At 42.0% G+C, this 26,162-nt stretch carries 12 protein-coding genes; 3 read left to right on the top strand and 9 right to left on the bottom strand.

Annotated features, from left to right (window positions below; translation table 11 throughout):
* Positions 1–194: 194 nt before the first annotated feature.
* Complete coding sequence (locus tag ABFU83_RS03445; protein WP_347068970.1) at positions 195–899, top strand: hypothetical protein; 705 nt, start codon at positions 195–197, stop codon at positions 897–899.
* Positions 900–980: 81 nt separating this feature from the next.
* On the opposite strand, the gene ABFU83_RS03440 is transcribed toward ABFU83_RS03445, so the two are convergent.
* The 4 genes from ABFU83_RS03440 to ABFU83_RS03425 form a co-directional block, all read right to left on the bottom strand.
* On the bottom strand, positions 981–2,450 hold the full coding sequence (locus ABFU83_RS03440; protein WP_347068968.1) for a polysaccharide biosynthesis C-terminal domain-containing protein: 1,470 nt from the start codon (positions 2,448–2,450) through the stop codon (positions 981–983).
* A 1-nt stretch (position 2,451) separates the two neighbouring features.
* Entirely contained in the window at positions 2,452–3,735 is a 1,284-nt protein-coding gene (locus ABFU83_RS03435; RefSeq protein ID WP_347068967.1) for a glycosyltransferase family 4 protein, read from the bottom strand.
* Positions 3,735–6,170: a YfhO family protein gene (locus ABFU83_RS03430; protein ID WP_347068965.1), complete on the bottom strand. Its 2,436-nt coding sequence runs from the start codon at positions 6,168–6,170 to the stop codon at positions 3,735–3,737. The genes ABFU83_RS03435 and ABFU83_RS03430 overlap by 1 nt, the downstream gene beginning before the upstream one ends.
* An 80-nt stretch (positions 6,171–6,250) precedes the next feature.
* The gene (locus ABFU83_RS03425; protein WP_347068963.1) at positions 6,251–6,520 is read right to left on the bottom strand and encodes a DUF4834 family protein; all 270 of its coding nucleotides are present in this window, start codon (positions 6,518–6,520) and stop codon (positions 6,251–6,253) included.
* 124 nt (positions 6,521–6,644) lie between these two features.
* Here ABFU83_RS03425 and ABFU83_RS03420 point away from each other — a divergent pair, with 124 nt between their 5' ends.
* Together ABFU83_RS03420 and ABFU83_RS03415 are read left to right on the top strand one after the other, a co-directional pair.
* Complete coding sequence (locus ABFU83_RS03420) at positions 6,645–7,595, top strand: transporter (RefSeq protein WP_136402025.1); 951 nt, start codon at positions 6,645–6,647, stop codon at positions 7,593–7,595.
* 8 nt (positions 7,596–7,603) lie between these two features.
* Positions 7,604–8,719, top strand: coding sequence for a GNAT family N-acetyltransferase (locus ABFU83_RS03415; RefSeq protein ID WP_347068960.1), 1,116 nt, complete (start codon positions 7,604–7,606; stop codon positions 8,717–8,719).
* A 224-nt stretch (positions 8,720–8,943) separates the two neighbouring features.
* Here ABFU83_RS03415 and ABFU83_RS03410 read toward each other — a convergent pair whose 3' ends face one another.
* The 5 genes from ABFU83_RS03410 to ABFU83_RS03390 form a co-directional block, all read right to left on the bottom strand.
* Positions 8,944–10,584 (bottom strand): hypothetical protein, encoded by a 1,641-nt coding sequence (locus tag ABFU83_RS03410; protein WP_347068958.1) that lies wholly within the window; start codon positions 10,582–10,584, stop codon positions 8,944–8,946.
* Positions 10,585–10,716: 132 nt separating this feature from the next.
* Positions 10,717–11,982 carry a pyridoxal phosphate-dependent aminotransferase family protein gene (locus ABFU83_RS03405; RefSeq protein ID WP_136402028.1) on the bottom strand — a complete coding sequence of 422 codons (1,266 nt, stop codon included), beginning with the start codon at positions 11,980–11,982 and terminating at the stop codon, positions 10,717–10,719.
* Positions 11,983–12,348: 366 nt separating this feature from the next.
* A complete protein-coding gene (locus tag ABFU83_RS03400) occupies positions 12,349–14,295 on the bottom strand; it encodes an OmpA family protein (RefSeq protein WP_347068956.1) in 1,947 nt (648 codons plus the stop codon).
* Between the two features lie 14 nt (positions 14,296–14,309).
* A complete protein-coding gene (locus tag ABFU83_RS03395; RefSeq protein WP_347068954.1) occupies positions 14,310–15,224 on the bottom strand; it encodes a type IX secretion system membrane protein PorP/SprF in 915 nt (304 codons plus the stop codon).
* A 52-nt stretch (positions 15,225–15,276) separates the two neighbouring features.
* A complete protein-coding gene (locus ABFU83_RS03390; RefSeq protein ID WP_347068952.1) occupies positions 15,277–26,004 on the bottom strand; it encodes a gliding motility-associated C-terminal domain-containing protein in 10,728 nt (3,575 codons plus the stop codon).
* Positions 26,005–26,162 lie beyond the last annotated feature (158 nt).

The following is a 26,162-nucleotide window of genomic DNA, read 5'->3' as shown; positions in this document are numbered from 1 at the left end:
TACAAAATTATTTTTTTTTACTTTTAACAGTCGCTGTAACACAGGTATTTACAGGGATCTCAAAAAATAGTCCTTTTCCCTTTAATGTTTTGGCACGCAAATTGGAATTAAGTAAGTAACGGAATTCTTTAATACGATTCCGGAAAGTGGATCCGAAAAACGATACGAGTAGGAAACTATTACAATTAGGTATTATGAAAAAAATTACACTTTTAGTAGCCAGCATCTTCCTGGTGGGAAGTATGGCTCAGGCATCCGTTAATCCCGTTTTTTCTGATGCTAAAACCAACGGCCCGCGTTATGGCATCGATTACCGAAATGCCGAACCGATTATGTTTATGGAACGTGGGATTGCATTTTATATCTTTCCGAATGGGGAATTCGATTTTAACACCCAACCGGAAACCAGCGGAACCGTAGTATACCGAAACGGAAGACGCGGTGTGGTGAATACCACTTATGGTGCACCCGATCCTCGTAATCCGCGTTATTACAACACGGCTGTGAACTACGGAGTACGTATTGAACACGACAATTTCGGCCGCGTACGTCGCGTAGGTAACGTTTTTATCAACTACGACAGTACGAACCGTGTAAAAAGAGTGGGAAGTGTTTATATGAGTTATAACAGTTTTGCCTTGTCACAAGTAGGTGGTCTGCGTATTTTTTATAACAGAAGAGGACAAATCGTAGACATCAGCGGATATGTAAACCGTGATTCTCAAGGATATGCCTATTTTCCAACGGGTAACAATACCAATAACGGTTATTATCCGGAAGACGATTATACCACTGGCGGATCATGGCAAAACAATAACGATGATTACTATTATTACAGAGCCGACGGTACGAAAGCGAAAATGACCGATAGTGACATCAAAGAAATAAAAGACAAATAATAAAAACGATTTTATATTAAAATTTTGGTTGGTTAGTTTGAAGAAACCCGCGACGCAATTTTTGCCGAGCGGGTTTTCTTATTATCGTTTTAACCGAACCATCTTCAGAACTTTATCCATGACCAAATTAATATCTTCCGAAATTTTAAAGCTATAATTCAGATATAAGTATACGGCCGAAATCAATGTAGATTTTAACAGGATTCCGATCACCGCATGAAACGGGAAATCCCAGTAATAAAAAGCAAAAAAGCAACCCAGCGAGATGGCAAAGGAATAAAGTGTCTTTTTGGAAAACGGAAACAACTTCATCCGAACCACTACAAAAAGTAATTTCGCCACACTATAAAGCGTAATTGAAATCAGTGTAGCAATGGCCGCTCCTTCGATTCCCAACCGCGGAATAAAATACATATTCAGACTTACGGTGAGGAAAACCAACAGCAATCCCAAAAATAAAACCGCCCGGTAATATTTGGAATTAAAAATAATGGCATTGTTATTTCCTAAAAGTAAATCGAAATATTTGGAAAGTCCAATCACAAAAACCACAAAAATCCCTCCGCTATAATTGGCCGGCAAGAGCGTATACAATTCTTTTACATTCACCAAAATTCCCAAAAACACCAATCCGCCCACAACCTGTAAGGAAATCGACGTCTTTTTATAGAGTTCGTTTAGTTCGTCGTGTTTATTTTCGGTCATTAATTTGGCCGTAATGGGATAGGTAATCTGGTGCATCGCCCGACTGGGAACCGAAATAACCGTCGCAATAAAAATGGCCACCGAATAATAGGCAATATTCTCAATCGCGATATATTGACCAATCATGTTTTTGTCGACGTCCAATAACATATTTGCAATACTACCCGACAGGATAATAAACGACGAATACACCAATACGGCGCGGGTATTGTGTGGCAATTTAAACCGGAATACGATCGGTTTGATTTTGAAAGCATAAAACAGCATGAGCAACATCACCGCCAGGTAAATCAGCATCAGGAAGTTTACAAAAGCCTCAGGTGTTATCCATTTAAAATAAACCAAAAACAGGAAAACGGTAATAAAAATACGAAGTGCGATTTCTTTTATAAAACTTCCGAAAACCGATTGCATATGCACTTTCACCCAGGCATAAAAAATCTCGAAATAGCCCATACACAATCCGATAACCGGAATTTGCCAGACATATTCATAAATGATGGGATTTTTTCGGGATAAAAAGGAAGCTATAGCCGAATAGCCAAAAGTCCCGAACAGCATCATCGGAATGATCAATAAGAAAGGAAGAAACAACACCAATGTCAGGAATTCTTCTTTTTCCTTTTCCGTTTTATAATGGGTAAAATATTTGATCAGGGTGTTATGTACGCCAAACGCCATCAAAGGCATAATGATATTGGCCGACGATAACAAATAGCCCGTTAACCCGTAATAGGTTTCACCCAGGAACTTCGGATACATAAACAACGTATTCGCCGCACCGATTGCAAAACCGATATAGGTAATAATGGTGTTTTTTATGGATTGATTAATAACAATTCCCATACTATTTCAATAAATCGGCCAGTTGTTTGGTTAGATTCCTACGGCTGTATTGTTGTAAGCCTACCGGATATACTTTTAGGTTTTGCGTCAGATAAAGTCTGTAATACGACAATAACGTCTCTTTTACCAAATCTTTATTATCGTATAAGGCAAAAACACCCGTATTGGTTTGTTTTATGATTCCGGCAAAATCGGCATCTTCCGGGCCAATTGCCAGAATCGGTCGCTCGGAAACCATATATTCGAACAATTTTCCAGGGATAATACTTTTGGTTTCTTCCGAATCAATTTCAATCAGCAATAATACCTGCGAACTTCGTTGCTGTTGTACGGCTTCCTGATGGGAAACATAGCCAAGGTTATTCACATAAGGCGAAAGTCGGAACTCCTCGATCGTTTCGAGTACATCCTGACTGGTTGCACCGATTAACTTTAATTCGAAATGCTCTTTAAAACCCGGCTCTTCTTTGATCAGTTCACTAAGTGCTTTCCATAAAATCCGCGGATTACGTTCGGACAAAAAGGAACCGATATGCGCCAATGAAAACTTCTTATCCAATGGCAGTCGGCTTACATTTTCAACGTCATAACCGTTTGTGATCACATGAATCGGTTTGGACGTAATTGCCTCAAACTCTTTTTGTGTCGTCTGACTTGTTACCAATAGAAAATCGGCTTCCTGCATCACCTTACGCTCCAGATCTTTGTGCTTTTGAGCCGCATAGTCCGATAATTTCAATGCTTTATGATATCCTATAGTCGTCCACGGATCGCGAAAATCGGCTACCCATCGAATACCCGTTTTCTCTTTTAAATGCATCCCGATAAGATGCAAACTATGCGGTGGGCCGGTTGTAATAACCGTATCGATTCCGTTTTCTTTAATATACCGTTGCAAATAGGCTACCGAAGGTTTTACCCATAACACCCGTGCATCCGGAATAAACAAATTCCCTCTGGTCCACAACATCAGTTGTTCGAGGAACGATTGTTTTTTTTTGTTCGGGATAATTCCGGAGCTTATTTTTTTGGTTTTATTTTTTGAAAACACCGATGCCCAGGCATACGGTTCTGTAATTTTCTTTTTTAATACCGTTACCCCTTGTGGTACTTCATCCAGTAATTTAGGATCCTGTAACGGATAGGTTGGATTTTCAGGAATATACACGATCGGTTCCACGCCGAATTCCGGCAAGTACTTGACAAACTTCAGCCAACGCTGTACACCGGGTCCTCCGGCGGGAGGCCAATAATAGGTTATAATCAGTACTTTCTTCATTATCACTACGACGGGATCTGCTGTTTCTTTTTCTTGTCAAAATAAATACCGGCCACGATTAACGCTACCATCGCGATAAAACTGATCAATGAAATCATACTTCCTTTTTTGATGACTTCCGGTTCGAATTTGAATTCAATTGTATGTTTTCCGGCCGGAACTTCCATCGCACGCAATACATAATTTACGGCAAAATGAGGTACTTCCTTACCATCGATTGTTGCTTTCCATCCTTTCGGATAATACACTTCCGAGAACACCGCCAATCCTTTATTCGGATTATTGGACGTATATTTCAGATAGTTTGGTTCGTATTGTGTCAATTTGATGGTCGCTGTCGAATCGGTTACGAATGAATTTTCTTTTACCACACCGGCAAATTCTTTCTGATTCAACACGGCTGTTTTTTTCGTATCCAATTTATCCAATGCCTTCATTTCGGCATCGGGCGTATCCACTTTTTTCACTTCGCTCACAAACCAGGCATTTCCATTCGCTTCCGCATTTTTGAGTGGAATATCCTGACCCTGGTCGTCTTTTTGGATGATATATTTTACATTCAGCATGTTTAACACACCGATGTTGTTTTTCGCAATCTGATAGTCGAAAAGTTGTTGCATTTTTCTGGGTTTGGCCGCGTGATAACCGCCAATCGAACTATGGAAATAGGACGTTCTGGCGCTCGACATGTTTCCTTCGACTTCAAACACACGGTAGTGCGTGGTGTCTTTTAGAATCTGTTCGTCGGCCGGAGTCGCTTGAAACGGAACATCTGCCTGACGTGCCGATACAAAACTATCGCTGTTTACATAATTTTTATCCACAAAGAATAAATCACCAACCATTAGTACGCCTACCAAAACAACAGCCGTTACCTGTGATAATTTGTTTTTAGAAAACAGCCATAAAATAGCAGCCGCCAACAAAATCAATACGCCGGAACGCATTAAATCGGATACATACATCGCTGCTCGTTGTTCTTTTAAAGCGTCGATAAACGGAGGTCCCATTTCGCCGTAAGCTTTTAAATACATACTGTCACTACCGCCGGTAAAGTCGAACATTCCTTTGGCAAACAACAATACCACTACCACACCCAATGCCGTAGCACCCGATTTCCATAGGGCATTCCAACGTTCTTTTTCTTCGGCTTTAAAGAAAGACTGCAATCCTAAAACCGCCAGAACCGGCATACACAATTCCAGAATTACCTGAATTGACGATACGGCGCGGAATTTATTATACATCGGCACATAATCGATAAAGAAATTCGTTAGTGCCGGGAAATATTTCCCCCACGACAAGAACAACGACATCAATGCTCCGGCCAAAAAGGCATATTTAATTTTTCGGTTATCAATAAACAAAGCTAATACTGCCAGGAAGAAAACAATTGCTCCGATATAGGCTGGTGCGGCTACAATAGGCTGCGCTCCCCAATAGGTTGGCACACTCGACACAAAATCTTTTGCCTGTTCCGGAGAAGCCCCTTGATTGGAAATAAACTCATACATCGGTGAATTTACACCTACATTTTCGTGATTGGAACCACCAAACAAACGCGGTGCAATCAGGTTAAAACTCTCGCCAATACCATAACTGTATTCGGTGATATACTCGTAGGTCATCGCATTGCTGCTTTCTTTTTTAGAACCATCCGGATTAAAAGTCAGTTCACTATCACTTCGGGTACTGTATTTGGCATATTCAGAAGTAGCCATTAAGTTCGTGGCATTCACACCAATACTCAAAATTCCGGCAACCGCAAACGTAGCGGCAATAATGCCAAGATCTTTGTATTCTTTATTTTTGATATACTGAACCAGAAAGTAAATTCCGATTACCAATAGGAATAGTAACAAATAATACGTCATCTGGAAGTGATTCGCATTGATTTCCAGGGCAGCGGCAACCATTGTGAGTATTCCTCCAGTCAGATAGCGTTTCCGGAATACCAGAATCACTCCGGCCACGACCATCGGCATGTACGCGATGGCATGAGCTTTTGCATTATGTCCGACGCCAAGAATGATGATCAGATAGGTTGAAAAACCAAACGCCAAAGCGCCGAAAAAGGCTTTCAGGCTATCGACACGAAATACGCGTAAAAGGATATAAAATCCAAGGAAATACAGAAACAGATAATCGGCTGGACGCGGCAGAAAACGGATTACCGAATCCAGTTGTTTGATAAAATTATTAGGATAATTGGCTCCCAACTGATAGGTTGGCATTCCACCAAAAGCACTATCGGTCCAATACGGCTCTTCGCCGGTTGTTTTTCTAAAATCATTTTGTTCTTTTGCCATACCGATATATTGTGCAATATCGGACTGGAACACTTTTTTCCCTTGCAATACAGGATGAAAATACAATAAAGAGATCAGTACAAAGCCTAGTACTGCCAGTACATGAGGATAAAATTTAGAAAGGTTTTTCATAAAACGAATTTAGCCTAATAATAGTAGGCTAAAATAGAAATAAAAGTATTGTAAAAAAAGAAAAAGAGTAGCTTTAAGCACTACTCTAATTCTTCGAAATCGATATATTCTCCAACTTTTTTCTTTTCCTTTGGTTTATCGGACGAAAAGTTGGATTGTGTATTTTGTTGCTGTTGCGATTGTTGCTGGTTATAATAGTGTTGTTGTTGCTGGAAATTTTCTTCTGCTTTTTTCACCACCTGCTGTAAAAAGTAAGGTGCCAATAGTTTCATTACAAATTTCAGGGCATAGTAAATTACAATAATCCACAACAACGTTTTTACAAGACCGCTAAATGATGCCGTATCCATAATCTATAATTTTTTCCAAATTTACTAAATCCAACGGTTAAAAATAAATTCTATTTCTTAAAATAATAATAAAATAACTACATTTGATTTTACGTTTATACGTTACTGAAAACTCTTTTTACCCATGATAAAGCATTTTAAACTCAAGATAGCAGGTTTGCTTCTATTTTCCACTTCCGTACATTACGCCCAGTTTACCGACGAGATCAACTCGAATCGTCCGGGTAAATCCCACGGCGCCTTTTCGGTTGGAAAAACGGTAATTCAGGCCGAAGCCGGCACCTACTACATTAACGACAAACACAAATACTTAGGGTATAAATCGTCTGGTTTTGGGGGCGAATTGAGCTTGCGTTATGGTGCGATTCTGGAGCAATTGGAATTTATCGGTGACATTCAATATCAATTTGACAACTACAAAACCGATTATTCCGAAACGAGTCGTTCGGGAATCAAACAAGCTTTAATCGGTGCCAAATACCTGGTTTACGATCCCTTTAAAAATTATGAAGACAAAGTAAACATCTATAGTTGGAAAGCCAATCACCGTTTTAAATGGCGTCAGTTTATTCCGGCCGTGGGTGTGTATGCCGGAGCGAATTTTGCCTTATCCGACAATTATAAAATACCGGACGAACCGTCTATTAGTCCGCGAGTGATGTTAATTACCCAAAACCATTTTGGTGCCCAATGGGTGTTGGTTGGAAACTTTATTGCCGACAAGTTTATTTCCGATTATAAGAGTTATGGCTATATTCTAACGTTAACACGCGGAATCAACGCCAAATGGTCGGCTTTTTTGGAAAACCAGGGTTATCAGAGTGATTACTATTCCGATATGATTTTTAGAGGTGGTGCGGCTTATTTACTTCAGAAAAACATGCAGATCGATGCTTCCATCGGGGCAAACATCAAAGACACACCGGCTTTAATCGTAGGCGGAATCGGATTTTCATGGCGTTTTGATAAAAACTACAAACCGGTAGAAATCAAAAGCGGAAAAGAAGAAAAAGGTAAAAAAGGCGGTAAAAAAGAAGAGAAGAAAAAACGTGTTGACGAAGTGCAACCCGAATAGATTTTAAAATGATTACAGTAAAAGAAGCCCTCACTCAAAAGGAAATGACCGATTTCGTTACCTTTCCTTTTCAGTTATATAAAAACAATCCCTATTGGGTTCCTCCGTTGATCAAAGATGAACTAAAGAGTTTTAATCCCAAAAATGATATTTTTAAAAGCGTAACCGCTCGCTATTTTCTGGCGTATCAAGACGGAAAACTAGCCGGTCGGATTGCTGCGATTATCAACTGGACGGAAGTCAACACACTACACAAATCGAAAGTGCGCTTTGGCTGGTTTGATGTGATTGATGATATTAAAGTTACCAAAGCTTTACTGGATAAAGTGATCGAACTGGGTAACGAACACAAATTGGAGTATATGGAAGGCCCGGTGGGCTTTTCCAATATGGATAAAGCCGGAATGCTTACCGAAGGTTTTGATCAGATCGCAACAATGATCGGACTTTATAACCACGCTTATTATCCGGAACATTTAAAAACGTTGGGTTTTACCATAGAAGCGGAATGGCTGGAATATAAAATCGACGCCAAACAGGTTGACTTAGGTAAAATTGAGCCGTTGTCGCGTATTATCGAACAACGCTATGCCGTAAAAAGTCTGAATTTTAAATCGACAAAAGATATTATTCCGTATGTCGATGAGATGTTTGGACTTTTAAACAAAACCTACGCCGAATTACAGAGTTTTGTTCCGATCGAACAATTTCAAATTGATCATTATAAAGAAAAATACATCTCGTTTATCCATCCCGATTTTATCACCTGCGTAACCGATAAAGACGGCAAAATGATTGCCTTTGGTATTACAATGCCTTCGTTTTCCAAAGCGTTTCAGAAAGCCAATGGAAAACTCTTCCCATTTGGATTCCTGCATTTGTTACGCGCGATGAAAAAGAATGATCATGCTGAGTTTTATCTGATTGGTGTAGATCCGGAATATCAGAATAAAGGTGTAACTGCTCTGATTTTAAAGAGGATGTATGAAGTTTTTACCAAGCGTGGCATTCTAACCGTAGAAACCAATCCGCAATTGGAAGAAAACAAAAAGATACAACAACTCTGGAAGAATTTTAGTCCGATTATCCATAAAAGACGTAAAACATTCCGCAAGGATTTATAATAAAAAAGACTATCGCTATCGATAGTCTTTTTTACTTTATGGCCAAACCTGACCGCTTATATTGCAAACGTTGAGAAACCTGTTAGCTTTACATTATAAAATCATTTCCTTCAAAAACCAAACCTGACAGGTCTATATAACAAACGCTGAAAGACCTGTCAGGTTTTAACAAAAAAAGACTGTCTTACGACAGTCTTTTTCCTTTTTTGAGAGTTCCGATATTCTTAATTTAATTTATTATTTGTATCGGTATACGTTCCTGTAATTGTTACGTTATTTCCTTTAGTTACCGTTCCGTGGATTGTGATCGAAGATCCGGTTCCTACGAATTCTAATGTTGCCCCACTATTAAGTACTAAGTTACCGTAAATTACTACGCTACCTTCTACTTTAAGTTTTGCATTAGAATTAATATTTAACGATTGATAAGGGTTATTTGCCTGACCTTGTGCTAAACTTCCTTTCATATAGAATACGCCACCACTGTTGATGTTTAATCCTTGTGATACCGACATTGAACCACAAAAAGTAAGGTTTGCATTTACGTTAACACCTTGAACAGCAGCAGAACCCTGGTATTGTAGGTTTTGACCTGAGTTCACATTTAACCATTGGTCTCCCGGATAAGCAGGGAAACTAGTACAGTCAATTGAGCTAACCGGTGCAGCCATCATTTTGATGATTTTCAATCCACCGTTACCGTTTGCTACGAAAATATAGTCACCAGAACTTTTTACATAGTTAGCCGAACCGTTAGGAGTAGAAGCATTTAAGCCTAATGATCCTAAAAGTGATAACGATCCTGAAGTGTTGTAGATATATAAACCGGCAGCCCCATTGGCAACAAATGCTTTATTGTTGTTAACCGATACCGCATTGGTTACGATATCCTGAGTACTTGCACCAGCAACATTCGTAGGAACAGCAATACTTTGCGTTTTTGTACCGTTACTAAGGTTATATACTCCTAACCCATTGTACCCTTCTGATACCAATATGCGGCTATCAGAGAAATCGATTGTTCTTTTTGCTTCGGCTACATCCTGAGATGTTGCGAAAGATGTTTGTAAAGCGAATGAATTTTGATCATATACTTTAACACCTTGCGTACCACTCAATACTACAATTTTATTGTTTGTACTTCCTAAAGCTCTTAAATCAGAAACCGGGATTGAAGCTTCGAAAGTATTGTTTGATTTGTTATAACGCACCAATTCGCCATTATTTCCGGAAACGGCATAATATTTAGAGCTGTTTGCAAAGATGTCCATCGTTACATTACCTAAAATGCTTGTTGCTGCATAGTTATTGGTTAACAATCCGTTTTGTAATGGCATTTTTGCTACAAAAGCAGGACTTATACCAGAATTTGCATTCACACCAGAAGCACCGGCAATGTATAAAAATCCGTCGTTGTATGAAATCGCGTTAATGTCGCTGTTCGGGAAAATTGCCTGAACCACTAACTGCGGGTTATTCGGTTTTGAAATATTGATCACATCAATAGCACCTAAATACGTATCACCTTCAGTATTATACGAAACATAAGCATATACTCCGTTGATATCAACGTGCGTTGCTTTTAATGTTCTTCCGTTGTAGGAAGGAGGATTTACCTCGGCTACTAAAGCTAATGGAAAATCGTTAGCAGCAGCTGCTGCCATTTTACCTTCGCCATTAACTAAATCTAAAACTCCGGAATTAGAATAACTAATACGTTGATTTAAAGTATTAATGTCTGAATTTAAGATAACTTTATCAGCATCTCCGTTAGGATTTACACCGTTCGTATCGTCAGACTGACACCCGATTACAGTTGCAAAAAGGGCCAAAACGGCAATCCCTGTTAATTTATTTAATTTCATAGTTAATTTATTTGGGACAAAACTAAGACTTTTTTAAGCCAATTCATGTTAAAAAAAGGGGTTGTTTATCGTAAAAAAAAGCGCGACACCGAAAAATTTCCCGGTGCCGCGTAAATTTATATGTAAAAAATCTTATTGTGCGCTTACGTCAACCGTTGTTTCTGCAGCGATTTTTTTATAGGTTCCGTTTGTCAGTTTTTCGCGAATAGCTTCGAAAGCACTTAACGTCTCTTCGATATCCTGTAAGGTATGCGAAGCAGTAGGAATCATACGTAATAAGATAATTCCTTTCGGGATTACCGGATATACTACGATCGATAGGAATATACCGTAATTTTCACGTAAATCGTTTACCATTACCATTGCTTCCGGAATACTACCTTCCAGGTAAACCGGTGTTACACAGGTATTGGTATCGCCAATATTAAACCCTCTTGATTGTAAACCGTTTTGTAGTGCATTTACATTTTCCCACAATTTATCTTTCAATTCGGGCATGGAACGCAACATATCCAAACGTTTTAAAGCACCAACCGTCATAATCATCGGTAATGACTTTGCAAACATCTGCGAACGTAAATTGTACTTCAGGTAATCGATAATGTCTTTGTCAGCCGCTACAAACGCTCCGATACTGGCCATCGATTTGGCAAAAGTAGAGAAATACACATCGATACCATCCTGACATCCCTGCTCTTCTCCTGCTCCGGCTCCGGTTTTACCCAGTGTTCCGAATCCGTGTGCATCGTCTACCAATAAACGGAAGTTATATTTTTCCTTTAAAGCTACGATTTCTTTCAGTTTCCCTTGTTGTCCACGCATTCCGAAAACACCTTCCGTAATCACCAGGATTCCTCCTCCGTTTTCCGTAGCCATTTTGGTAGCCCGTTCCAGGTTTTTTTCCAGACTGGCAACATCGTTGTGCTTATAGGTAAATCGTTTCCCCATATGCAAACGTACCCCGTCGATGATACAGGCATGTGAATCTACATCATAAACAATCACATCATTTTTAGTTACCAAAGCATCAATAATAGACACCATTCCCTGATAACCAAAATTCAACAGATACGCTGCTTCTTTTTGAACAAAAGCGGCTAATTCATTTTGCAATTGCTCGTGAATCGTGGTATGTCCACTCATCATCCGCGCGCCCATCGGGTAGGCCGCACCGTAGTCTAAAGCTGCTTGCGCATCTACTTTACGAACCTCCGGGTGGTTTGCCAATCCTAAATAATCGTTGATACTCCAGTTTAAAATTTCTTTTCCGTGAAATTGCATTCTAGGTCCTAATTGTCCTTCCAATTTCGGAAATACATAATATCCTTCAGCCTGAGAAGCCCATTTTCCCAAAGGACCTTTGTTACTTTGAATTCTTTCGAATAAATCTTTTACCATACTATTCTATGTTAAGTATATTAAAAACGTGCCAAAAGTAGTTATTTATTATATGCCATCATAATAATTTGGGATTGTTTTACGGTGGCTCCCGGTTTTTATAAAAATAAACAGAGCCGGGAAAACCCGACTCTGTTAGCACCTAATTTATAACATATACTTATATGGTGTATGTTCAGAATTTAAAAATGACACAATAGCTTCCGAGCAGTAGTATTAGTGCAATAATTACTCCTGCAAAACCAATTTTTATAGCCTTTTCCCGATCGTGTATCATTCCGTTAACAACTATTAGTCCGGAACAGACAAAGAGGAAAACAAGGAGGAGTAACGATACTAATTGTCCTAAACTCATCTATTATTGTCTTACATTGAAATAATGATGAATTCACTTCTGCGGTTTAGCTGGTGTTCTGCTTCGGAACATGGCACGCCATCGGCACATTTGTTCAGCAGTTGTGTCTCACCATAGCCTTTCCCGGTTAAACGGGAAGGATCAATGCCTTGTTTGATCATCCATGCGATAGTTGATTTTGCTCTTCTATCGGACAAACGTTCATTATATTGATGTGTCTGGCGACTATCGGTATGCGAACGTACATCGATTTTCATCTTCGGATAGTCTTTCATCACTTCAACAATCTTCGCCAGATCTACCGCAGCATCCGGACGAATATTCCATTTATCCAAATCGAAATAGATGATTTTGATTCCGAATGTTTTTGCCAGATCGTCGCCGGTTTGTACCGGTTTGACGGTTTTATCCAACGCAAGCGGTAAGTTTGTCGTTCCAGACGTTTCAGGAATGATCACACTAATTTCACGAGTGTTGTATGCTGGCAATTCGGCTTTTACAAAATATTTGCGTTTACAATCCACTTCTCCGAAATTGTAATTTCCATTGGCATCCGTCTTGATTGTTTTTACGACTTTAAAGTTTTCATCAAACAAGGTAACCGTAGCATTTGCCAAAGGCGCACCCGTTTCCGAATCGGTTACGACACCGGCCAACAACTGTTCGCAGGCATATTGCAACGGAATGTTTTCTATAAAGGTGTAAATATCATCTGCCCCTTGTCCGCCCTCACGGTTCGACGTCAGGAATCCTTTTTTGGTAGTTGTATTGATCAAGAAAGCAAAATCATCCTTCGGACTGTTTGCCGGCGCACCGATATTGATTACCTTTTTATAGGAACCATCGTTTGCCGGTTTTGACACAAAAATATCCAAACCACCCAATCCTAAATGTCCATCGGAAGCGAAATACAATTCATTATTTTCCGTTACAAACGGAAAGGTTTCGCGTCCCGGAGTATTGATGGTTGGTCCTACATTTTGAGGTGTTCCAAAACTTCCGTCGGCTTTAATGTCGACTTTAAAAATATCCGACAGTCCTAAGGTTCCCGGCATATTCGAAACAAAATACAGTGTTTTTTCATCCGGACTTAAAGCCGGATGCGCCACACTATAACTGTCACTATTAAACGGTAACTCCGTTACATTTGTCCACTTTCCGTCTTTTAATGTCGCTCTGTAAACTTTTAGCAAGGTTGTTTTGGCACTATCTTTACCTTTCTTTCCGTTGTTAAAGTTATTACGGGTAAAGTACATGGTATTTCCGTCTTTGGTAAAAACCGGAGTGGCTTCGTGAAAGCGGGTATTGATTTCTTTTGCGAAACGTTCCGGCTGTGATAATGAACCATCCTGGTTGATCGTTACCGCATACATATTGGTGAACGATTCTCCGGTCCAGGTATGAACTCTTTTGCTAAACACACCAGACGTATCCCGAGCCGAAACAAATACCATTTTATCACCGGTAAAGGCACTTCCATAATCGGAATATTGTGAATTGATTCCGGCATTCTCGATGGTAAACCGCCCGGAATTCCGTTTAATCACTTCCAGATAATCCGTTTGATTCCGGTACATTTTTCCCCGGACATCACTGGCATTTTTCTCGTGGAATTTAGCCAGCATTTGGTTTGCCTTTTCATAATCGCCAACCGATTTTAGCGATTGGGCATAGCGGTAATAATATTCCGCTTCTACCTCCTGAGACAGCGCAAATAACTCGCCATACCATTTTGCCGCCTGATCCAATTTTCCATTAAAATAATAGGAATCGCCCAGTTTTTCTAACACTTCTACCGATTTATACCCTTTGTCGGCTATTTTCTCGTAGGTTTTGATCGCATCGATATAGGCATAATTATCATATTCCTTATTCGCTGTTTTTATTTTCCCGCTTTGTGAATAAACTCCGGTCGAAACCAACATCATCAAACCGAATTGCAATACTATTTTTTTCATAATCCTTTTATTAATTAGAAGAATCTCGGAGACGTTATTCTGTTATTTCTGTTAAACAATTCGAATCTCAGGAAAATCTCATGCGATCCTGAATTATAGTCAGCCAGTTTTGTGGTTTCCATATCGTAAGCATATCCGGCAAACAAACCGTTTGTAATCTGAAATCCAACCATGGCACTGCAAGCTGCATCCCAACGGTAGGCTAATCCAGCTGTCAATTTCTCATACAAGAGGAAATTGGCCGACAGGTCTACCTGTAACGGTGCTCCTTTTACTACTTTGGTTAGTAAAGCCGGTTTGAATTTTACATCGGAACCCAATTCGAACACATGTCCGGCGATCAGGTAGTAATGCATATTCTCTTTGGCTGTCGATTGCGAACTTTTGTCGTAATGTTTGGTTTCCAAAAAATTCGGCACCGAAATCCCTACATAGGTTTTATCGGAATGCCAGTAGATTCCGGCACCGAAATTGGGAGAAAACTTATGATCAATATTATTCTGAAAACGTGGATCTGCCCCATCGTAAATATTCAGTTTTGTAAAGTCGACATTTAATAAATGTGCCGTCGCTTTTAAACCGAAAGACAACTTAAAGCGTTCGGATGTATTGATGGTATATGAAAAATCTGCTGAAATCGCATTTTCATCTGCCGGCCCGATTCTATCATTTACAAAAGACAGCCCCAATCCGAGATTACTATTATTAAGTGGTGTATTGAGCGACACGGCATTGGTTACCGGCGCACCTTCCAATCCTACCCATTGTGTACGGTGTAATCCGAAAATACTCATCACGCCACGGGAACCGGCATAAGCCGGGTTGACATTAATGGTATTGTACATGTATTGGGTATACTGAGCATCCTGCTGGGCAAATCCACCGATACCGGTTAACAGTAAAACGAAAAGTATAAATTTTGTTCTCATTTTTATTTTGTTTTATAAACCCGGGGTACTGTAATTTCCCCCGGGATTTCATTTATCTATTACTATACAGGTATCCGTTTTTCTCATGTGTCGCCCCATCGGCTGTGGTATACTTCAGGATGTAGAAGTAAGTTCCGTCCGGTAATGGTTCGGACGAACTGATCGTCGCTCTTCCGTCTGAGTAGCCTTTGAATACTTTATCGTTGTTATTGTATCCTTTGGTTTCGAATACCTGAACACCCCAACGGTTAAAGATCAATACTTCGTTATTCGGATAACATTCGATACCGGCGATATATAAGATATCGTTACTTCCATCTCCGTTTGGAGAAATCGCATTGAACACATTAATCGTACAGCCATCTACTTTTATTACGGTTGGATTATCTCCCACCAGGTCGTGATCATCAGAACTGTCGGTTACGACTTCTCCTTGTGGACTCGTTCCGTTTACAAAAGCCTGATTGCTTACTGAACCGGCAATAATATCCGCCTGAGTGATCACATAAACCGCAGTAAACGTCGTACTATCACTTGCTCCTACTGCCAGATTAATCGGTCCACCGCTTACTACCACTCCCGGTAGCGGATCGGTAACCATTACATTCGACAAGCTTGTATTTCCGGTATTGGTAACCGTAAAGCTGTAGGTTATCGTTTCGCCGGCCTGAGCAATACCATCGTGGTTGTTATCGTTAAACACACCTGTTTTGATCAATGCAATACTTGGTGTCTGAATTAACGGTGTTACGGTACAATCCGGACACGCTGGATCTACCAACGGATCATTCGGATCAATAGGTGTCGGGTCTTGCGAATCCTCTACTACCGTACTTCCATCCGGAGCCGTACCTTCTACAAATGCCAGGTTATAAACTGCTCCTTCATCAATGTCAGATTGTGTGATCGTGTATAACGCTGTAAACGTCGTGTTATTGGTCATACCCGGCTCCAGACTACTTAAAGGTCCTCCGGTTACCGTTACAATCGGATCACTGATTGTGATGTTTGTGATCGTTACATTTCCGGTATTGGTTACTGTGAACATATAGGCAATTGTATCACCAACGTTTACAATTCCATCGCCATTGGTATCCTGATACGTTCCGTCTTTATATAATGCCAACTGTGGATTTTGAGGCAGTATCGTTACCGTTGGTGTATCATTCGTGGTACTCGTTCCCGAAGTATCCTGAACCGGATTTCCTTGTGGAGACGTTCCACTAGCGATAGCCGTATTACTAATCTGACCATTGTTGATATCCGACTGTGTTAACGTGTATGTCGCTGTAGCCGTTCCGATAGCACCCGGTGCTAATGTCGCTGGTGTTACCGCTAAGTTGCTTACTCCTAATAAGGCATCGTTGATCACTAATCCGTTAACCGTTACGTTACCCGTGTTGGTTACGGTAAAAGTGTACGTAATCGTTTCACCTACCTGTGCAAAAGTATCGGCGTTGGTATCGTTAAACACCGCTGTTTTAACTAAGGCAATCGCAGGGTTTTGTGGTAAGGTTGTTACTGTTGGTGTATCATTCGTGGTACTCGTTCCCGAAGTATCCTGAACCGGATTACCCTGTGGAGACGTTCCACTAGCGATAGCCGTGTTAGTAATCTGACCATTGTTGATATCCGACTGTGTTAACGTATACGTAGCTGTAGCCGTTCCGATAGCACCCGGTGCTAATGTCGCTGGTGCTACCGCTAAGTTGGTTACACCTAGTAATCCATCGTTGATCACTAGTCCGTTAACCGTTACGTTACCTGTGTTGGTTACCGTAAAGGTGTACGTGATTGTCTCACCCACCTGTGCAAAAGTATCGGCATTGGTATCGTTAAACACCGCTGTTTTAACTAAGGCAATCGCAGGGTTTTGTGGTAAGGTTGTTACTGTTGGTGTATCATTCGTGGTACTCGTTCCCGAAGTATCCTGAACCGGATTACCCTGTGGAGACGTTCCACTAGCGATAGCCGTGTTAGTAATCTGACCATTGTTGATATCCGACTGTGTTAACGTATACGTAGCTGTAGCTGTTCCAACAGCACCCGGTGCTAATGTAGCCGGAGTTACTGCTAAGTTTGTTACTCCTAATAAGGCATCGTTGATCACAAGACCGTTAACCGTTACGTTACCCATGTTGGTTACGGTAAACGTATACGTAATCGTCTCACCTACCTGTGCAAAAGTATCGGCATTGGTATCGTTAAACACTGCTGTTTTAACTAAGGCAATCGCAGGGTTTTGTGGTAAGGTTGTTACCGTTGGTGTATCATTCGTGGTACTCGTTCCCGAAGTATCCTGAACCGGATTACCCTGTGGAGACGTTCCACTAGCGATAGCCGTGTTAGAAATCTGACCGTTATTAATGTCGGATTGCGTTAGCGTATATGTAGCTGTAGCCGTTCCAACAGCACCCGGTGCTAATGTCGCCGGTGTTACTGCCAAGTTCGTTACACCTAGTAAGGCATCGTTGATCACTAGTCCGTTAACGGTTACGTTACCCGTGTTGGTTACGGTAAACGTATACGTAATCGTCTCACCTACCTGAGCAAAAGTATCCGCATTGGTATCGTTAAACACCGCTGTTTTTACTAAGGCAATCGCAGGGTTTTGTGGTAAGGTTGTTACCGTTGGCGTATCATTCGTGGTACTCGTTCCCGAAGTATCCTGAACCGGATTACCCTGTGGAGACGTTCCACTAGCGATAGCCGTATTACTAATCTGACCATTGTTGATATCCGACTGTGTTAACGTGTATGTCGCTGTAGCCGTTCCGATAGCACCCGGTGCTAATGTTCCCGGAGTTACCGCTAAATTCGTTACTCCTAGTAATGCATCGTTGATCACTAGTCCATTAACCGTTACGTTACCCGTGTTAGTTACCGTAAAGGTGTACGTGATTGTCTCACCTACTTGTGCAAAAGTATCCGCATTGGTATCGTTAAATACCGCTGTTTTTACTAAAGCAATCGATGGGTTTTGTGGTAAAGTTGTTACCGTTGGCGTATCATTCGTGGTACTCGTTCCCGAAGTATCCTGAACCGGATTACCCTGTGGAGACGTTCCACTAGCGATAGCCGTATTACTAATCTGACCATTGTTGATATCCGACTGTGTTAACGTGTATGTCGCTGTAGCCGTTCCGATAGCACCCGGTGCTAATGTTCCCGGAGTTACCGCTAAATTCGTTACTCCTAGTAATGCATCGTTGATCACAAGACCGTTAACCGTTACGTTACCCGTGTTGGTTACGGTAAACGTATACGTAATCGTCTCACCTACCTGTGCAAAAGTATCGGTGTTGGTATCGTTAAATACCGCTGTTTTAACTAAGGCAATCGCTGGGTTTTGTGGTAAGGTTGTTACCGTTGGCGTATCATTCGTGGTACTCGTTCCCGAAGTATCCTGAACCGGATTACCCTGTGGAGACGTTCCACTAGCGATAGCCGTATTACTAATCTGACCATTATTGATATCTGACTGTGTTAACGTGTATGTCGCTGTAGCCGTTCCGATAGCGCCCGGTGCTAATGTAGCCGGTGTTACCGCTAAGTTGGTTACTCCTAATAAGGCATCGTTGATCACAAGACCGTTAACCGTTACGTTACCCGTGTTGGTTACGGTAAACGTATACGTAATCGTTTCGCCTACCTGTGCAAAAGTATCGGTGTTGGTATCGTTAAACACCGCTGTTTTAACTAAGGCAATCGCTGGGTTTTGTGGTAAGGTTGTTACCGTTGGCGTATCATTCGTGGTACTCGTTCCCGAAGTATCCTGAACCGGATTTCCTTGTGGAGACGTTCCACTAGCGATAGCCGTGTTAGTTATCTGACCATTATTGATATCTGACTGTGTTAGCGTGTATGTCGCTGTAGCCGTTCCGATAGCGCCCGGTGCTAATGTCGCTGGTGTTACCGCTAAGTTGGTTACTCCTAGTAATGCATCGTTGATCACAAGACCGTTAACCGTTACGTTACCCGTGTTGGTTACGGTAAACGTATACGTAATCGTTTCGCCTACCTGTGCAAAAGTATCGGTGTTGGTATCGTTAAACACCGCTGTTTTAACTAAGGCAATCGCTGGGTTTTGTGGTAAGGTTGTTACCGTTGGCGTATCATTCGTGGTACTCGTTCCCGAAGTATCCTGAACCGGATTTCCTTGTGGAGACGTTCCACTAGCGATAGCCGTGTTAGTTATCTGACCATTATTGATATCTGACTGTGTTAGCGTGTATGTCGCTGTAGCCGTTCCGATAGCGCCCGGTGCTAATGTCGCTGGTGTTACCGCTAAGTTGGTTACTCCTAGTAATGCATCGTTGATCACAAGACCGTTAACCGTTACGTTACCCGTGTTGGTTACGGTAAAAGTGTACGTAATCGTCTCACCTACCTGTGCAAAAGTATCGGCGTTGGTATCGTTAAACACCGCTGTTTTAACTAAGGCAATCGCTGGGTTTTGTGGTAAGGTTGTTACCGTTGGCGTATCATTCGTGGTACTCGTTCCCGAAGTATCCTGAACCGGATTTCCTTGTGGAGACGTTCCACTAGCGATAGCCGTGTTAGTAATCTGACCGTTGTTGATATCCGACTGTGTTAACGTATACGTAGCTGTAGCTGTTCCAACAGCACCCGGTGCTAATGTAGCCGGAGTTACTGCTAAGTTGGTTACACCTAGTAATCCATCGTTGATCACAAGACCGTTAACCGTTACGTTTCCGGTGTTAGTCACTGTAAACGTATAGGTAATCGTTTCACCAACCTGAGCATAAGTATCCGCATTGGTATCGTTAAACACCGCTGTTTTTACCAATGCAATTGCAGGGTTTTGTGGTAAAGTCGTTACCGTTGGCGTATCATTAGTCGTACTTGTTCCAGAAGTATCCTGAACCGGATTACCTTGTGGAGACGTACCACTTGCGATAGCCGTGTTAGTAATCTGACCGTTATTAATGTCGGATTGCGTTAGCGTATATGTAGCTGTAGCCGTTCCAACAGCACCCGGTGCTAATGTCGCCGGAGTTACTGCCAAGTTCGTTACACCTAGTAATGCATCGTTGATCACTAGTCCGTTAACCGTTACGTTACCTGTGTTGGTTACCGTAAAGGTGTACGTGATTGTCTCACCCACCTGAGCAAAAGTATCCGCATTGGTATCGTTAAATACCGCTGTCTTAACTAAAGCAATCGCTGGGTTTTGCGGTAAAGTCGTTACCGTTGGTGTATCATTCGTGGTACTCGTTCCCGAAGTATCCTGAACCGGATTACCCTGTGGAGACGTTCCACTAGCGATAGCCGTATTACTAATCTGACCATTGTTGATATCCGACTGTGTTAACGTGTATGTAGCTGTAGCCGTTCCGATAGCGCCCGGTGCTAATGTAGCCGGTGTTACCGCTAAGTTGGTTACTCCTAGTAATGCATCGTTGATCACAAGACCGTTAACCGTTACGTTACCCGTGTTGGTTACGGTAAACGTATACGTAATCGTCTCACCTACCTGAGCAAAAGTATCCGCGTTGGTATCGTTAAATACCGCTGTTTTTACAAGTGCGATTGCAGGGTTTTGTGTCAGGGTTGTTACCGTACATTTCGGACAACCAGAATCATATCCGTTATCTCCAGGTTGTGAAGGATTCGTTGGATCTTCCGATTCGTCGGTAACCGGTCCTCCAATTGGATCTTGTCCGGTAACAGTAGCTAAGTTTCGAACAAATCCACTATTCAGATCCGCCTGTGTTATTGTGTGGGTTGCCGTAACTGTTACACTTTGCCCTTGTGCCAAAGTCGCAATAGTTGCCGGGGAAATACTACCTGCATCCGCATTAGTATCCGTTACCGTAATATTGGTAACCGTTACATTTCCGGTATTGGTTACTACCAAAGCATAGTTGATCACATCACCAACGCTATCATACGTTCCGTTGGCTGCGTCTTTTGTTAAAGTTAACTCCGGTTCCATTACAAAAACCGTTACTACCGCTGTATCACAGTTTGTTGGATTTAATATTTCACAAATCTGGTACGTTAAGGTATACGTTCCACCAGGTGTTCCCGGAATTACATCTACGTTTCCGTTTGGATTTAAAACTAAATTCGGGTTTGGTACCGTAGTCGTTAAGATCACTTCCGATGGAACTACTGCCGTTCCGTTTAAAGTATCGTTTGTATACACATTAACAACATTCGTGGCACCGGTGGTTCCGTTGATGTTGGTAGCCGAGTCATTCACTGCGTCGATTGCCGGTGGAACTACCGTTACACTTACAACCGCTGTATCACAGTTGGTTGGGTTTAATACCTCACAAATCTGATACGTCAATGTATAGGTTCCTGCCGGTGTTCCCGGAATTACGTCTACATTTCCGTTTGGATTTAAAACTAAATTCGGGTTTGATACCGTAGTGGTTAAGATCACTTCCGATGGCACTACTGCCGTTCCATTCAAAGTATCGTTTGTATACACATTAACAACATTCGTGGCACCGGTGGTTCCGTTGATGTTGGTAGCCGAGTCATTCACTGCGTCGATTGCTGGTGGAACTACCGTTACACTTACAACCGCTGTATCACAATTTGTTGGATTTAACACCTCACAAATCTGATACGTCATCGTATACGTTCCTGCCGGAGTTCCCGGAATTACGTCTACATTTCCGTTTGGATTTAAAACCAAATTCGGATTTGGTACCGTAGTCGTTAAGATCACTTCCGATGGAACTACTGCGGTTCCGTTTAACGTATCGTTTGTATACACATTGACAACATTCGTGGCACCGGTGGTTCCGTTGATGTTGGTAGCCGAATCATTCACTGCGTCGATTGCCGGTGGTACTACCGTTACACTTACAACCGCTGTATCACAGTTGGTTGGGTTTAACACCTCACAAATCTGATAGGTTAATGTATAGGTTCCTGCCGGTGTTCCCGGAATTACGTCTACATTTCCATTCGGATTTAAAACCAAATTCGGGTTTGGTACCGTAGTGGTTAAGATCACTTCCGATGGAACTACTGCCGTTCCGTTTAAAGTATCGTTTGTATACACATTGACAACATTCGTGGCACCGGTGGTTCCGTTGATGTTGGTAGCCGAATCATTCACTGCGTCAATCGCCGGTGGTACTACCGTTACACTTACAACAGCCGTATCACAGTTGGTTGGGTTTAACACCTCACAAATCTGATACGTCATCGTATACGTTCCTGCCGGTGTTCCCGGAATTACGTCTACATTTCCGTTTGGATTTAAAACTAAATTCGGGTTTGGTACTGTAGTCGTTAAGATCACTTCCGATGGTACAACTGCCGTTCCGTTTAAAGTATCGTTTGTATACACATTAACAACATTCGTGGCACCTGTGGTTCCGTTGATGTTGGTAGCCGAGTCATTCGATGCGTCAATCGCCGGTGGTACTACCGTTACACTTACAACCGCCGTATCACAGTTGGTTGGGTTTAATACCTCACAAATCTGATACGTCAATGTATAGGTTCCTGCCGGTGTTCCCGGAATTACGTCTACATTTCCATTCGGATTTAAAACCAAATTCGGGTTTGATACCGTAGTGGTTAAGATCACTTCCGATGGCACTACTGCCGTTCCGTTTAACGTATCGTTTGTATACACATTCACCACATTTGTCGCGCCTGTTGTTCCGTTGATGTTGGTAGCCGAATCATTCACTGCGTCAATCGCAGGTGGCACAACTGTTACACTTACAACAGCCGTATCACAGTTGGTTGGGTTTAACACCTCACAAATCTGATAGGTCAATGTATAGGTTCCTGCCGGTGTTCCCGGAATTACGTCTACATTTCCATTCGGATTTAAAACCAAATTCGGGTTTGGTACCGTAGTGGTTAAGATCACTTCTGATGGCACTACTGCCGTTCCGTTTAAAGTATCGTTTGTATACACATTGACAACATTCGTGGCACCGGTGGTTCCGTTGATGTTGGTAGCCGAATCATTCACTGCGTCAATCGCCGGTGGTACTACCGTTACACTTACAACAGCCGTATCACAGTTGGTTGGGTTTAACACCTCACAAATCTGATAGGTCAATGTATAGGTTCCTGCCGGTGTTCCCGGAATTACGTCTACATTTCCGTTTGGATTTAAAACTAAATTCGGATTTGGTACCGTAGTCGTTAAGATCACTTCCGATGGAACTACTGCCGTTCCGTTTAAGGTGTCATTCGTATACACATTCACCACATTTGTCGCGCCTGTTGTTCCGTTGATGTTGGTAGCCGAATCGTTTTCTGCATTGATCACACTAATTGCGCGTGTTGGCGTAATAGTAGACGTATTATTTGTCGGATTCGGATCACTTTCAATACCTGAAATAACCGCACTATTGGTATAGGTTCCGGTTGCGTTTACCGTGGCCGTAAGCGTTAAAGTATACGACTGCCCATTAGCCATATTACCAATCGTCCATAATCCGGTTACGTTATTAAACGTTCCTCCGGTGGTGGTTGCAGATACATATGTATAACCACTTGGCAACTGTTCCACAACCTGAACACCGGTAGCATTTCCGGCTCCGTTGTTTGTAGCAACAATGGTAAAGACAATCTGATCCCCTACCGATGGTGTCATGGTAGCGGTAGTTTTGCTCACTGCCAAGTCGGCCGAAACTGTTGGTGTAATGGTATTGTATTTAATATTATTACAATTCTCCACAGCCGTACCGTTCAAACACTCCAAATGTGGATCCGTAGGAGGATTCGTTCCCGGGTTGGTTGCATCCGGATCGGTAACGTCTGCCGGTCGTATAATACTGGCTTCTACTGTTAAGGCTTGACCGCCTGCAGCTGCGCCAACAGTTCCGTTAATGGTAAATACCACTTGTCCGCCATTGGTCATATTCAGATTCGCCGAATAGTTGCCGGTAACCGGATCGATTGTTCCGCTTACCACGACAACCGTTCCCTGGCTGTTGACATAGGTTACCGAGCTAATGGTAAAACCGACCGGTACAATAAAGTTAAACCCGGCACCGGTCACGGCACTTGGTCCGTTGTTGGATACAGTTACCGTATAGTGCATATTTTGTCCGGCGATAACCGTTGTAGTCGACGGTACAATGCTCACTACTTCCAGATCGGCAGCAGCAACTACGAGGTCCAGATTTTTTACAACAACGGCACCCGGTACAAAACTCCAGGTATCCATTGATTTTTCGTTTCCGAAACTCGATGATCCGGTTCCACTATTTCCACTTCCGCTACTTCCGGAGGTGTACAATCCCCATTTATGACCGTTAGTGTTACTTGAAATTCCGTTGCTTCCGGAAGCCGTAGGGTTCGACTTGTGTGTTGCCATCCCTCCCGTAACATCGCTATCATCCCAATATACCAGATCGCGGTTTGGTGTAAATAAATTGTAGCTGCTATCCAGCTGCTCTATAATAATTCCTCCCGGGTTAATCTCCATATCGATAAACGGAAAGTGTACTTCTGCCCCAAATAATTGTACACGAATTTCCCCGATATTCGTTCCCGCCGGAAGGATGTTTCCATTTCCGTCTCTACCATCCCAAAATACGGTATTGGTTCCTACGATACAGTTTCCGGTGATAGTCCTTGTTGGAAAACCTCCCAGAATCTCAATTTTGTAAGTCCCTGCCAGATTCGAATCAAAACCAATATAAGCACCTTTATTACCCGATAAATCCGGTGTTCCTTCCACTCCGGTATAGGTAATATTGGATGCTGTTGGCGTTAAAACCGAATTTTTTAACCAGGTTGTGGTACCGCCACTCATACTGGCACTTGTTGGTAAATCCAACGCCGGTTTTGAGTAGAAAATTTTATGCGTTACATTCGACCCGGAATCCGCGCTTCTCGGATCGTGGATCCGGAATTGCGCATCGGTCGGATCTGAAATATTCAAGCTTTTATACGAAGGGTTTCCCGAAGCGGTCAGGAATCCTTTATTATTTACGAAGAAGGTAAATCCTACCCCATTCGAACCATTGTTCGTAACACGATAGGCAATACCATCGCGTGTTAATACATACATATTCCCGTAAAAAGCCTTATTAGCCAAAAACGAAGAACCCGAGATATGCAGGTTTAGGATATTGGTATATACCCTTCCGTTAACCCAGGCCGAATTGGTACTGTTCCGTACCGATACATCCCAGGCAGCAATAAGCTCGGTGTTGGTTCCCTGTGTCCAGTTGGCATCGGCAGCAATATCGGTTACACTCGGTGATGACGAGCTGACATCCGATCCAGACGGTAGAAATTCTACCTTCCAGATTCCTTCGTTTCCAGATGTTACTACGGTATTAAAAGGCTGGTAACGGTTAGCTCCCGTTGCCTGTCCCGAGTATAAAGGACCGGCTAACTCTTCGGCTCTGCTGGCGATTCTACCAATGGCATTATTTGCCGAAAGATAAACCGTACCATCCGGTGCCGTTAGTCGGATTCTACCATTTCCCAACCCCTGTGCACTGGAAGCAGCCGCAATCGTTTCACCGACTTTAGCATACACATAATGCGTTCCCAATGTTTTAAAAGGCCAGGATCGCAGGGTTGTTCCTCCTGATTCATACTGATTACTGTATAAAAACGCACGGTTTCCGGTGGCACCCGAAGGATAAAAATCCCTACTACCATCGGCAAACATTACATTCCATAAACCGGTAATCATAAAAATAAAGAACAAGAAGCCGTATTTTTTCATGTTGGAAAGCAACAATGAAACACAACTACCTCGCTGTCGATAGGACAAATTCTTGTCGCTATAACTGTAATTTTCGTTCATTTTTCTGGTTTTTAATTTTACTCTCTTGTAAGATTTTGCAAGTGCGAAATTCTAAAAACCGAAAGGCTAAAACGTTTCAATCGTGTGGCATGACGTACATCCCACACGATTGAAACATTTATTTTTTTTTATAAAAGACTGAAATACAAACAATTACA

Origin of the sequence: Flavobacterium sp. WV_118_3, assembly GCF_039778605.1 — a bacterium.
Lineage (GTDB): Bacteria > Bacteroidota > Bacteroidia > Flavobacteriales > Flavobacteriaceae > Flavobacterium.
This window is presented reverse-complemented; position numbering and strand designations above follow the sequence as displayed.